The following is a 12108-nucleotide window of genomic DNA, read 5'->3' on the forward strand; positions in this document are numbered from 1 at the left end:
GCTTCGAGGAGGAGGCCGTCGCCGAGACCGGCCGTCATCTCCTGTACGGCGGGGGCGTCCCGGTCGGTGAGCTGCGGCCGCTGCTGTGACTCACGACGCGATGACGCTGCGCGCGGTCGTGCTGGTGCTCCTGGTGGCCGGCGCGGGCGTGGTGCCGACGCTGCCGCGCTGGCCGCGGCGGATCGGTGCGCTGGGCCTGGCGGCGCTGTCGTCGTGGTGGCTCGGGCTCGACTCGACGATGGAGGGCGGCACCCTCCACCAGATCTCCACCGGGCACGGCATCACGGTGGCCGACTTCGTCTCGGTCGATGGCTTCCTGGTCGCGCTCTACGCGCTGGTGCTGCGCCGCCGCTGACCCGGGTGTGACGCAGATCCCGCTAACTGCTGCTTGCAGTTGTTAGCACTTCTGCGGCACCATGGGGACATGGTGAAGAGCAGGGTCGGCAAGACCGTGGAGTCCCTCGGGGAGTACCTGAAGGAACAGCGCGTTTCTGCTCAGCTGTCGTTGCGACAGCTAGCCGACCAGACCGGTGTCTCCAACCCGTACCTCAGTCAGATCGAGCGCGGCCTGCGCAAGCCCTCGGCCGAGGTGCTTCAGCAGATCGCCAAAGCGCTGCGGATCTCCGCGGAGCAGGTGTACGTCCGGGCGGGGATCCTGGATCCCACCGAAGGACGTGGCGGTTCCGTGGAGCTCGCCGTGCTGGCGGACAACCGGTTGACGGAGCGACAGAAGCAGTCACTGCTCGACGTGTACGCGTCGTTCCTGGCCCTCAACAACCGTGCCGCGCCGGACGCGGACACAACCCAAGGAGAAGAGTCCTGATGCCCAAGTTCACGCTGCCGAAGATCGACCTGCCCAAGTTGCCGGAGCTGCCGAAGGTGGAGCTGCCCAAGGCCCGCATCCCGGAGCTGCCGAAGCTCCCCGAGCTGCCCAAGGCCCGCATCCCCGAGCTGCCCAAGCTCGCCGACCTCAAGAAGGTCGAGCTGCCGACCGTGGACGGTGTACGGGCCCGGGTCGCCGACGTGACCAAGACCGTCACCTCGCTCGACGCCAAGACCGTGGTGGCCAGGCTGCGCGGCCGGGCCGTGACCAAGCCGGCCGCCACGAAGGCCCCGGCCACCAAGCCCGCTGCCAAGAAGGCGCCGGCCACCAAGCCGGCCACCAAGCCGGCCACCGCCAAGTCCGCCACCGCCAAGCCGGCCGCGAAGAAGGCTCCGGCCAAGGCGGCCCCGGCCAAGACTGCTGCCAAGAAGGCTCCGGCGAAGACCACGGCCACCAAGGCCACGGCGACCAAGCCGGCCGAGAAGGCCTGAACCCCGAGCTCACCCAACGAGGCCCCGCGAGCGCAGTTCGCGGGGCCTCGTCGTGCGTGACGGACTAGGCTGGTCCCGTGTTCGGCGTCCTGCAGCTCCAGAACGGCGTGATGGCCCTGATCCATCTCGCCCTGCTCGTGGTGACGCTGTTCGCGTTCATCAGCAGCCTGCTCTACCCGGCTGAGGCCTATCGCGCGGCCGGCAAGTGGACCAAGCAGGGATGGGCGATCCTGCTGGGCGTGGCGGCGTTCCTGCCGCTGATCATCTCGCTGGGCATCATCCAGATCGCGCTGACGATCGCGGCGCTGGTCTACCTCGCCGACGTGCGGCCGGCGCTCAGCTCGCTGCGGCGCCGCTGAGCGCGACGAACCGCGCGGCTACGACGTGCGCCCGTAGTCGTCCTCGAGCCGGACGATGTCGTCCTCGCCACAGTAGTCACCGCGCTGCACCTCGATGAGCACCAGCGGCTCGTCCTCGTCGTTCACGATCCGGTGCGCGACGCCGATGCCGATCTCGACGCAGTCGCCGGCGCTCGAGTGCACGGTCTGGCCGTCGATGATGGAGGCGGCCCGGCCCGAGACGATCACCCAGTGCTCGGCGCGGTGCGCGTGGGTCTGGTAGGAGAGCCGCGAGTGCGGCAGCACTTCGATCCGCTTGACCTTGAAGCCATCGCCCTCGTCGAGGACCTGCCACGTGCCCCACGGTCGGGTGTCGGACTCACCGATCATGCTGCGTCACCGCTCATCTCGTCTGGGTTCGAAGATCGTACGGCGCGTGGCTACGCCGGGTAGTCGTTTCCGGCCAGCTGCCGCGCCTCCCAGGCGCTGGCCACCATCGCCCGCAGGTCGTGGCGCATCGCCCAGTCCAGGTCGCGGCGGGCCAACTCGCCGGTGGCCACGATCCGGGCCGGGTCGCCGGGTCGGCGGGGCTTGATCTCGGGGGTGAAGTCGATGCCGGTGACCTCGCGGATGGTGTCCATGATCTGCCGCACGCTGCTGCCCTCGCCCGAGCCGAGGTTGTAGACCGGCTCGAGGGTCTCGCCGGCCGCCAGCCGCTGCGCCGCGACCACGTGCGAGTGCGCCAGGTCGGCGACGTGGACGTAATCGCGCACGCAGGTGCCGTCGGGCGTGGGGTAGTCGTCCCCGTTGATCTGCGGGGTCCTGCCGTGGGCCAGCGCGTCGAAGACCAGCGGAAACAGGTTGTGCGGGCTGGTGTCGAACAGCCGCGGCGTGCCGGAGCCGACCACGTTGAAATAGCGCAGGCTGGTGTGCCGCAGCCGGTCGTCGTCGTTGCCGCCGTCGCTGCCGGCCCGGGCGACGTCGGCGATGAGCCACTCGCCGATGAGCTTGCTCTCGCCGTACGGGCTCTCCGGGTTGGTCGGGGTCTGCTCGGTGACCAGATCGACGTCGGGGGTGCCGAACGTGGCGGCGCTGGAGGAGAAGACCAGGTTGCGCACGCCCTCGGCGACCATCGCCTCGAGCAGGGTGGCGGTGCCCTGCACGTTCTGCGCGTAGGTGTGCAGCGGGCGCCGCACCGAGACCCCGGCGTACTTGAAGCCGGCCAGGTGGATGACGCCCTCCACGCCGTGCTCGCGCAGCGTGCCGCGCACGGTCTCGCCGTCCAGGATCGAGGCCTGCACGAACGGCACGTCCTCGGGCACGAACCGGGCGAAGCCGGAGGACAGGTCGTCGATGACGACCGGCGCCAGGCCCGCCTCCCGCAGCGCGAGGACCACGTGTGAACCGATGTATCCGGCGCCTCCGGTGACCAGCCATGTCATGCCCGCATCGTAGGGGCACACCCTAGGGTGGGCCCCATGCCGTCCCTGCTGCTCGTCCTGGCCCTTGCGGTCTCGAGCCTGGTCTCGGCGGCGGCCTCCGGCGGACACGACGGCCACGGCGCTGCGGCGTCCTCGGCGTCCTCGGCGTCCTCGGCGTCATCGGCCGAGGCGGCCCGGGTCGGGCTGCCGCTGGCGGGCCGGATCATCGTGATCGATCCTGGGCATCAGCTCGGCAACGCCCGCCATCTGGCCCAGATCGGCAAGCTCGTCCCGGCCGGCGACGGGGAGAAGCCCTGCAACACCACGGGTACGGCGACCGACGGTGGCTACCCGGAGGCGACGTTCACCTGGCAGGTGGCGAAGCGGATCCGGGCGCGGCTGCAGCGGCTCGGCGCGAAGGTGCTGATGACGCGCACCAGCAACAGCGCCTCCGCATGGGGCCCGTGCGTCGACCAGCGAGGCCGGCGTGGCAACAAGGCCCATGCCGACCTCAAGCTGAGCATCCACGGCGACGGCACGTTCGCCCGCGGCGCCCACGGCTTCCACGTCATCTACGCGCCCGACCGCGGCCGCACCGCCGACACCTACGCCGCCTCCCGTCGCTACGCGCTGGCCACCCGCACCGCGCTGGAGCAGGGTGGCTTCTCCCCGGCCAACTACATCGCCGGCGGCACCGGGCTCGACGTCCGCGGTGACCTCGGCACGCTCAACCTGTCGAACATGGCGACGGTGATGGTCGAGTGCGGCAACATGCGCGACCCCGGCGACGCGGCCCGGATGACATCGGCCCGCGGGCAGGCGGCGTACGCGAAGGCGCTGGTCGCCGGCATCCGGGCCGATCTCGCGGCTCGCTAAGGTCGGGTCATGCTCAAGCTGGGCCACCGGGTCTATGAGGACGAGTTGCCGCTGGTGATGGCGATCGTCAACCGCACCCCGGACTCGTTCTACGACCGAGGCGCCACCTACGCCGAGGACGCCGCGATGGAGCGGGTGGCCCAGGTCGTCGCCGAGGGCGCGGACCTGATCGACATCGGCGGGGTCAAGGCCGGGTACGGCGACTACGTCTCCGCCGAGGAGGAGATCGCCCGGGTCGGCGCGTTCGTCGGGCGGGTCAGGGCGGCCCACCCCGATCTGGTGATCTCGGTCGACACCTGGCGCTCGGAAGTCGCCCGGGTGGTGCTGAGCGAGGGCGCCGACGTGCTCAACGACGCCTGGGGCGGGCACGATCCAGCGTTGGTCGACGTGGCGGGGGAGTTCGACGCCGCGATCATCTGCACCCACACCGGTGGGCTGGCGCCGCGCACCGACCCGCACCGTCCGGCGTACGACGACGTGATGGCCGCGGCGATCGCCGACACGCTCGCCTACGCCGACCGGGCGCTGGCCGCGGGCGTGCGCAAGGAGTCGGTGGTGATCGATCCGGCGCACGACTTCGGCAAGACGACGTTCCACTCCCTGGAGATCACCCGGCGGCTGGAGGAGATGACCTGCCTGGGCTATCCGGTGCTGGTGTCGCTGTCGAACAAGGACTTCGTCGGGGAGACCCTCGGCCGGGAGGCGGGGGAGCGGCTGCCCGGCACGCTCGCGGCGACAGCGGTGTGTGCCATGGCCGGAGCCCGGATCTACCGGGTGCACCAGGTCCGCGAGACCCGCGACGTGGTGGACATGGTGTGGTCCATCGCGGGCCGGCGGCCGCCGTACCGCGCCATCCGGGGGCTGGCGTGAGAATCGCGGTCGTCCCCGACGCGCCGGTGCTGCGGCCCGAGCACGCCTCGCTGGTCGGCCCGGCGCCACAGCTGCGCGCCGCGGTCGCCGAGGCGACCGCGTGGGCGGAACGCGTGGTGTGCCTCAATGGCTCGGCGCGGCGGACCACCACCTCGCCGGGTCCGTACGACGAGCGTGCGGTGTCGTTCGACCGGGCCCTCCTCGCGGCCCTCACCACCCCGGACCCGGCCGCGCTGCGTGGGGTCGACCAGGCGCTGGCCCGCGAGCTGTGGGCCGATGTCTCGGCGGCCGGGGAGCTCGCCGACTTGCTGGAGGGGAAGGAGTGGAGCGTGCGGGTCAGGTACGACGACGCGCCGTACGGCGTGGCCTGGTGGGTGCTGTGCTACGAAAGGGCCGACGGATGAGGACGCTGGTCGGTGACGGCACCTGGGACTGGCCCGAGGGCGAGTGGCTGCGGGTCAACTTCGTCGCGACAGTGGACGGCTCCGCACAGGGCAGCGACGGTCGCAGCGGCACGATCAACAACGACGTGGACGTCGCCGTCTTCCAGCAGCTGCGCCGCACCGCCGACGTGATCCTGGTGGGTGCGGGGACGGCGCGGGCCGAGGGGTACGGGCCGGTGGAGACGCCGATGGTGGTCGTCGGCCACGAGATGCCCGGGCTGCTCGCCGACGCGCTCAACGTCCGGCTCGCCTCGGGGCCGCTGCCGGAGATCGTCGCCGGCATCCACGCCGAGGGGCATCGGCGGATCCTGTGCGAGGGTGGCCCGACGCTGCTGGCCGGGCTGCTCGAGGCCGGGCTGGTCGACGAGCTGTGCCTGACCACCACGCCGCTGCTGGTGGGCGGCCCGGGCAAGCGGATCAGCGACGGCCCGGTCCTCGACGTACCCCTCACGCTGTCTTCGCTGGTGGAGCACGACGGGACCCTGCTCGCCAGGTGGCTAGTCTCCCGTCCGTGACTGACCTGCTGATCGAGCGGCGGCCGGCCTGGGACGGGCGCGTCGTCGAGGTGACGTTCAACCGGCCGGAGAAGCACAACGCCTTCACCCGGGAGATGTACCAGGAGCTGCGCGCGCTCTTCCTCGAGCTCGCCGGCGACGCCACCGCGAAGGTCGTCGTGCTGCGCGGCGCCGGCGGCCGGGCGTTCGCGGCCGGCAACGATATCGAGGACTTCCTGGCTCAGGACCAGGTGCCCTACGAGGCCGAGATCCGGTCGATGTTCGACGCGCTCTTCGCGCTGCCGCAGGTCACCATCGCCGCCGTCGACGGAGTCTGCGTCGGCGGCGGGCTGGCCATCGCGACGCACTGCGACCTGCGGCTGGCCACCCCGCGCTCGCGGTTCGGCTACCCGATCGCGCGCACGCTCGGCAACGCGCTCTCCTCTCCGGTGCTGTTCCGCTGCGCCGCCGTCTTCGGGGAGTCGCTGACCCGGGAGATGCTGCTGACCGCCCGGCTGGCCTCCGCCGAGCGGGCGTACGGCGTCGGCGCGCTGCTGGCCGTCACCGAGACGCTCGAGGAGGACCTGGCCGATCTGGTGGAGTCGATCCTTCCGTTGTCGTCGGTCACGCTCCGGACCACCAAGTCGCAGCTCGCCTTCCGGGCCGCGCGGCTCGAGCCGGTGCCCGAGGGTGAGGAGGCGCTGCTGCGCGAGGTCTACGGCGGCCCAGACTTCGCCGAGGGTGTGCGGGCCTTCCTGGCCAAGGAGAAGCCCGCCTTCTCCTGACGTCGAGAGGTCACTTTCGGCGGGTCGAGAGGTCACTTTCGGCCGATTGAGTGGCCGGCGCTACCGTCGGTCCATGCGCGACGACCTCGGCACGGCGTACGACGGTCCGCGGCCGGTGACGCGGGTGGTCTCGCTGGTGCCGTCGCTGACCGAGGCGCTGGCGTCGGTCGCGCCCGAGCGCCTGGTCGGTGCCACGGACTGGTGCACCCATCCCGCCGGGCTCGACGTGACCCGGGTGCGCGGCACCAAGAATCCCGATCTGGCCGCAGTCCGGGCCCTGAGGCCCGACGTGGTGGTGGCGAACCGGGAGGAGAACCGCGAGATCGACGTACGCCGGCTCCGGGCCGCCGGCGTCCGGGTCTGGGTGACCGACATCCGCACGGTCCCGGCCGCTGTCGCCTCGATGGAGCGACTGTTCGCCGCGCTCGGCTGGGAGTCACCGGAGTGGCTGGCGCGGGCCCGCGGCCTCTGGTGCGGCCCGCTGCCGGCGGTGACCCGACGGGTGGTCGTGCCGATCTGGCGCGACCCGTGGATGGTGGTCGGCGCCGACACGTTCACCGGCGATCTGCTGCGTCGGCTGGGCTGGCCGAATCTGTACGCCGAGCCGCGGCACAACCCGGCCGGCGAGCGCTATCCGAAGGTCGAGGTGGCGGCGCTGGACGGGGCTGGCGCCGACGCCGTACTGCTGCCGGACGAGCCCTACGTCTTCACCGCCGCCGACGGGCCGGAGGCGTTCGAGCGGACGCCGACCGAGCTGGTCAGCGGGCGACTGCTGACGTGGTACGGGCCGAGCCTGGTCGAGGCGGCCGCCGGGATCGGTCGCTGAGCACGGGCGTCGGTTGATCGAGGTGGGCAGGTCAACCGTCACTTCCCCCGGCGGAGCTCCACAGGGGAAGTGCGCACTCGGCTGCATACCTCGACGAGCATGCAGCCGGTCAGACGTTGCGCCGGTAGGCCCCGCCTACCTCGAAGAACGCCTCGGTGACCTGGCCCAGTGAGCAGACCCGGGCGGCGTCCATCAGGACGGCGAAGACGTTCTCGCCGGAGGCGGCGGCCTCCTTGAGCCGGGCCAGCGCCTGTGCGGCCTCGTCGCGGTGGGCGGCCTGGAACTCGCGCACCCGGCGCAGCTGGGAGGACTTCTCCTCCTCGGTGGCTCGGGCCAGCTCCAGGTGCGCCTCGACGGGAGCGGAGCCGGGTCGGCGGAAGGTGTTGACGCCGATGATCGGCAGTTCGCCGGTGTGCTTGCGGTGCTCGTAGAGCATCGACTCGTCCTGGATCCGGCCGCGCTGGTAGCCGGTCTCCATCGCGCCGAGCACGCCGCCGCGCTCGCTGATCCGATCGAACTCGGCCAGCACCGCCTCCTCGACCAGGTCGGTCAGCTCGTCGATGATGAAGGAGCCCTGCAGCGGGTTCTCGTTCATCGCCAGGCCCCACTCCCGGTTGATGATCAGCTGGATCGCCAGCGCGCGCCTCACCGATTCCTCGGAAGGGGTGGTGACGGCCTCGTCGTAGGCGTTGGTGTGCAGGCTGTTGGCGTTGTCGTAGATCGCGATCAGCGCCTGCAGCGTGGTGCGGATGTCGTTGAAGTCCATCTCCTGCGCGTGCAGCGACCGCCCGGAGGTCTGGACGTGGTACTTCAGTTTCTGGGAGCGCTCGTTCGCGCCGTACCGATCGCGCATCGCGACCGCCCAGATCCGGCGGGCGACCCGGCCGATCACGGAGTATTCGGGGTCCATCCCGTTGGAGAAGAAGAACGACAGGTTGGGCGCGAAGTCGTCGATGTCCATGCCGCGGGCCAGGTAGGCCTCGACGTAGGTGAACCCGTTGGCGAGGGTGAAGGCGAGCTGGCTGATCGGGTTCGCCCCGGCCTCGGCGATGTGATAGCCGGAGATCGAGACCGAGTAGAAGTTGCGGACGCCGTGCTCGATGAACCACTCCTGGATGTCGGCCATGCAGCGCAGGCTGAACTCGGTCGAGAACAGGCAGGTGTTCTGGCCCTGGTCCTCCTTGAGGATGTCGGCCTGGACGGTGCCACGGACGGTGCGCAGCGCCTCCTCGGCCGAGATGCCGCGCTCGCGGGCCTGGTCGATGACGGTGTTGAGGAAGAACGCCAGCACCGTCGGCGCGGGTCCGTTGATCGTCATGGACACGCTCGTGGTCGGCGCGAGCAGGTCGAAGCCGTCGTAGAGCGCCTTCATGTCCTCCAGCGTCGCCACGCTCACCCCCGACGTGCCGACCTTGCCGTAGATGTCGGGGCGCTCGTCGGGGTCGCGTCCGTAGAGCGTCACCGAGTCGAACGCCGTCGACAGCCGCGTGGCCGGCTGACCCTCGGAGAGCAGCTTGAAGCGGCGGTTGGTCCGGAAGGGGTCGCCCTCGCCGGCGAACATCCGCGCCGGATCCTCGCCCTGCCGCCGATAGGGGAAGACGCCGGCGGTGAACGGGAAGCGTCCCGGCAGGTTCTCCCGCCGCCAGAAGCGGATCAGCTCGCCGTGATCCGCATAGCGCGGTAAGGCGACCCGCGGCACCCGGTTGCCGCTCAGCGAGATCCGGCCGTGCTCGGCGGCGTCCGCGTCGTACTGCGCCACGACGTCGGGCCAGGACTCGAGCTGCTGCTGCACCTCGGCCGGCACCGCCCGCCGCGCCTCGGCGGCCGCCTCGCCGACCTCGTCGACTCCGCTGAGCTCCGCGGCCACGGTTTCGAACGCCTGCGCCCGGCGGGCGGCCGCGACCAGTCGCTCGGTCTCGGCATGGTAGGCGCGCACGGTCTCGCCGATCTCGGCCAGGTAGCGGACCCGGTCGCCGGGCACGATCTGGCGGATGCCGCTGGAGTGCCGCACGTCGACTGGCGGCAGCACGCCCGCCGGGAGACCGAGCATGGTGCGCAGGTGCTGGTAGAGCGCCGTCACGCCGTCGTCGTTGAATGTCGCGGCCGAGGTGCCGAAGACCGGCATCTCCTCGGGCGAGGAGCCGAACGCCTCCCGGTTGCGGACCAGCTGCCGCGATACGTCCCGCAGCGCGTCGAGCGCGCCGCGCCGCTCGAACTTGTTGATCGCTACCACGTCGGCGAAGTCGAGCATGTCGATCTTCTCCAGCTGGCTGGCCGCGCCGAACTCCGGCGTCATCACGTACAGCGAGTGGTCGACGAACGGCACGATTCCGGCGTCGCCCTGCCCGATGCCGGGCGTCTCCACGATCACCAGGTCGAAGCCGGCCGCCCTGATCACCGTCAGCACGTCGGCCAGGTGGTCGGGCACCTCGTGCGCGCCGCGGGTGGCCATCGAGCGGTAGAAGGTGCGATCTCCGTCGATCGCGTTCATCCGGATCCGGTCGCCCAGCAGGGCACCGCCGCCGCGACGACGGGTCGGGTCGATGGCGAGTACGGCGACCCGCAGCTTGTCCTGCTGGTCGGTCCGCAGCCGGCGGATCAGCTCGTCGGTCAGCGACGACTTGCCGGATCCGCCGGTGCCGGTGATGCCGAGCACCGGGACGGCGCCGGTTCTGGACGGGGCCGCCGCCCGGAACGCCGCCAGCACCTCGGGCTCCAGTCGGCCCTGCTCGGCGGCGGTCAGCGCGCGGGCGATCGCCGTACGGTCTCCGGCGAGGACGCCGTCGGGATCGACCCCATGCTGCGCGACCAGGTCGACGTCGAGCTCGGCCACCACCGAGTTCACCATCCCGGGCAGGCCGAGCCGCTGGCCGTCCTCGGGAGAGAAGATCGTCACCCCGGACGCGCGCAGCCGCTCGATCTCGGCCGGGACGATGACACCGCCCCCGCCGCCGACCACCTTGACATGGCCCGCGCCGCGCTCGCGCAGCGAGGCGACGAGGTACTCGAAGTACTCCACGTGGCCGCCCTGGTAGGACGAGATCGCCACGCCTTGCACGTCCTCCTCGACCGCCGCGTCCACGACCTCGCGCACCGAACGGTTGTGGCCCAGATGGATCACCTCACAGCCCTGGGACTGGAAGATCCGCCGCATGATGTTGATCGACGCGTCATGGCCGTCGAACAGACTGCTCGCGGTGACCAGTCGGACCGGATGGGTGGGGACGTGCAGCTCGCTCACACGATAGATACTAGGACGTCCAAGTAATCAGTTCCAAGGCTCAGACCGCGTCGCCCGCCGCGGCTCGCAGGCCGGTCAGCAGGTCGGTGAGCGCGAGCACCTCGTCGGCCGGGATGCCGGGTCGAGCGAAGACCACGTCGTTGAGTCCTTCGGTGGCCTTCTCCACGATGGCGCGGCCCTCGTCGGTGATCGACGCGAGTACGACGCGGCGGTCCGGTTCGCCTCGGGAGCGGGCGACGTACCCCTGCTTCTCCAGGCGGGCCACCGCGCTGGTCACGCTGGTGGGATGCACCTGCAGCAGCGAGCCGAGTCGAGTCATCGGCAGGGCGCCGGTGCGGGTGAAGCCGAGCAGCCGGAGCACCTCGTAGCGTGCGAAGCTCAGCCCGAGCGGGCGCAGCACGGCGTCGATCCGCTCGAGGAGCAGCTGATGGGCGCGTACGACGGACGTGACCAGCGCCATGCCGTCGGCCGCGTCCTCCCAGCCGTGGGCGACCCACTGCCGGCGGGCCTCGCGGATCGGGTCTGCCACGAGGCCAAGGATAGGAGTCCGAAACCCGCTCGTGCTCGAACCTTGCCCACCGATAGCGTCACGCCGTGAACCCGACCCGCCCCTGGCTGCCGCTGCTCGCCATCGCGATCACCCTCGTGCTGTGGGCTTCGGCGTTCGTCGCGATCCGGCACCTGGGCCATGACTTCCGACCCGGCTCGATGGCGCTGGGCCGGATGCTGGTGGGGTCGGCGTGCCTGGCGGTGGTGGCGCTGCGTCGCCGGCCGCTGGCCCGGCCGAGCCGGCGCGACTGGGGCGTGCTGGTGGTGATCGGCGTGCTCTGGTACGCCGTCTACATGGTGGCGCTCAACGCCGGCGAGCGGCGGATCGACGCGGGTACGTCATCGATGCTGGTCCAGCTCTCCCCGATCCTGATCGCGGTGCTGGCGGCGGTGTTCCTGGGGGAGCGGTTCTCCCGGTTCCTGGTGCTCGGGCTGGCGCTGGCGTTCGCCGGCGTGGTGGTGATCAGCCTGGGCTCGGGCGAGTCCGGCCACCGTGACGTCGTGGGCGTACTGCTGTGCCTGGTCTCGGCGGTCGCCTACGCGGTCTCGCTGATCCTGCAGAAGCCGCTGATGAGCCGGATCACGTCGGTGCAGGTGACCTGGCTGGCGTGCAGCATCGGCGCGCTCGCGACGCTGCCCTTCCTGGGCGAGCTGGTCGGCGACGTGCGGCACGCACCGCTGGCCTCGACGCTGTGGGTGGTCTACCTGGGCGTGTTCCCGACCGCGATCGCGTTCACGACCTACGGCTACGCGCTCACCCACATGGACGCCTCGCGGCTGGGTGTGACCACCTACCTGGTGCCGGTGATCACCGTGCTGCTGGCGTGGGGCCTGCTCGGCGAGACGCCGCCGGCACTGGCCTATCTGGGCGGGGCGCTGGCACTGCTCGGGGTCGCGGTCGCCCGTCGCCGTTGAAAGGTCGCCTTTGGCCGGTCGAGTGTCCACGTGCTG

The 12108-nt window shown here is 71.2% G+C and carries 15 protein-coding genes; 11 read left to right on the plus strand and 4 right to left on the minus strand.

What is annotated here, in order from left to right; all coding sequences use genetic code 11:
- The first annotated feature begins 100 nt into the window (after positions 1-100).
- The 4 genes from VHA72_RS05455 (at position 101) to VHA72_RS05470 (ending at position 1673) form a co-directional block, all read left to right on the plus strand.
- Positions 101-355, plus strand: a complete 255-nt coding sequence (locus VHA72_RS05455) for a hypothetical protein (protein WP_325573428.1) — start codon at positions 101-103, stop codon at positions 353-355.
- 69 nt (positions 356-424) lie between these two features.
- Positions 425-823 carry a helix-turn-helix domain-containing protein gene (locus tag VHA72_RS05460; protein ID WP_325573429.1) on the plus strand — a complete coding sequence of 133 codons (399 nt, stop codon included), beginning with the start codon at positions 425-427 and terminating at the stop codon, positions 821-823.
- Entirely contained in the window at positions 823-1314 is a 492-nt protein-coding gene (locus tag VHA72_RS05465; RefSeq protein WP_325573430.1) for a hypothetical protein, read from the plus strand. The genes VHA72_RS05460 and VHA72_RS05465 overlap by 1 nt, the downstream gene beginning before the upstream one ends.
- A gap of 77 nt (positions 1315-1391) precedes the next feature.
- The gene (locus tag VHA72_RS05470) at positions 1392-1673 is read left to right on the plus strand and encodes a DUF2516 family protein (protein ID WP_325573431.1); all 282 of its coding nucleotides are present in this window, start codon (positions 1392-1394) and stop codon (positions 1671-1673) included.
- Between the two features lie 18 nt (positions 1674-1691).
- Here the strand turns inward: VHA72_RS05470 and VHA72_RS05475 are convergent, their stop codons facing one another.
- Positions 1692-2042, minus strand: a complete 351-nt coding sequence (locus VHA72_RS05475; protein ID WP_325573432.1) for a phosphomannose isomerase type II C-terminal cupin domain — start codon at positions 2040-2042, stop codon at positions 1692-1694.
- Positions 2043-2092: 50 nt separating this feature from the next.
- Positions 2093-3094 carry a UDP-glucose 4-epimerase GalE gene (gene galE, locus VHA72_RS05480; RefSeq protein WP_325573433.1) on the minus strand — a complete coding sequence of 334 codons (1002 nt, stop codon included), beginning with the start codon at positions 3092-3094 and terminating at the stop codon, positions 2093-2095.
- A gap of 36 nt (positions 3095-3130) precedes the next feature.
- Here galE and VHA72_RS05485 point away from each other — a divergent pair, with 36 nt between their 5' ends.
- The 6 genes from VHA72_RS05485 to VHA72_RS05510 all read left to right on the plus strand — a co-directional run bounded on the left by VHA72_RS05485 (position 3131) and on the right by VHA72_RS05510 (position 7367).
- Complete coding sequence (locus tag VHA72_RS05485) at positions 3131-3949, plus strand: N-acetylmuramoyl-L-alanine amidase family protein (RefSeq protein WP_325573434.1); 819 nt, start codon at positions 3131-3133, stop codon at positions 3947-3949.
- A 9-nt stretch (positions 3950-3958) separates the two neighbouring features.
- A complete protein-coding gene (folP, locus tag VHA72_RS05490) occupies positions 3959-4819 on the plus strand; it encodes a dihydropteroate synthase (RefSeq protein ID WP_325573435.1) in 861 nt (286 codons plus the stop codon).
- Positions 4816-5223 carry a class III extradiol ring-cleavage dioxygenase family protein gene (locus VHA72_RS05495; protein WP_325573436.1) on the plus strand — a complete coding sequence of 136 codons (408 nt, stop codon included), beginning with the start codon at positions 4816-4818 and terminating at the stop codon, positions 5221-5223. Before folP ends, VHA72_RS05495 begins: the two co-directional genes overlap by 4 nt.
- Positions 5220-5777 (plus strand): dihydrofolate reductase family protein, encoded by a 558-nt coding sequence (locus VHA72_RS05500; protein WP_325573437.1) that lies wholly within the window; start codon positions 5220-5222, stop codon positions 5775-5777. Before VHA72_RS05495 ends, VHA72_RS05500 begins: the two co-directional genes overlap by 4 nt.
- Positions 5774-6541 (plus strand): enoyl-CoA hydratase-related protein, encoded by a 768-nt coding sequence (locus tag VHA72_RS05505; RefSeq protein ID WP_325573438.1) that lies wholly within the window; start codon positions 5774-5776, stop codon positions 6539-6541. Before VHA72_RS05500 ends, VHA72_RS05505 begins: the two co-directional genes overlap by 4 nt.
- A 73-nt stretch (positions 6542-6614) precedes the next feature.
- Positions 6615-7367, plus strand: coding sequence for a helical backbone metal receptor (locus VHA72_RS05510; RefSeq protein ID WP_325573439.1), 753 nt, complete (start codon positions 6615-6617; stop codon positions 7365-7367).
- A 109-nt stretch (positions 7368-7476) separates the two neighbouring features.
- On the opposite strand, the gene icmF is transcribed toward VHA72_RS05510, so the two are convergent.
- Together icmF and VHA72_RS05520 are read right to left on the minus strand one after the other, a co-directional pair.
- Positions 7477-10608 (minus strand): fused isobutyryl-CoA mutase/GTPase IcmF, encoded by a 3132-nt coding sequence (icmF, locus tag VHA72_RS05515; protein WP_325573440.1) that lies wholly within the window; start codon positions 10606-10608, stop codon positions 7477-7479.
- Positions 10609-10648: 40 nt separating this feature from the next.
- A complete protein-coding gene (locus tag VHA72_RS05520; protein ID WP_325573441.1) occupies positions 10649-11137 on the minus strand; it encodes a MarR family winged helix-turn-helix transcriptional regulator in 489 nt (162 codons plus the stop codon).
- Positions 11138-11202: 65 nt separating this feature from the next.
- Between VHA72_RS05520 and VHA72_RS05525 the strand changes: the two genes are divergently transcribed.
- Positions 11203-12072, plus strand: coding sequence for a DMT family transporter (locus VHA72_RS05525; protein WP_325573442.1), 870 nt, complete (start codon positions 11203-11205; stop codon positions 12070-12072).
- The last annotated feature ends 36 nt before the right edge of the window (positions 12073-12108 follow it).

Origin of the sequence: Nocardioides sp., from assembly GCF_035547795.1 — a bacterium.
Lineage (GTDB): Bacteria > Actinomycetota > Actinomycetes > Propionibacteriales > Nocardioidaceae > Nocardioides.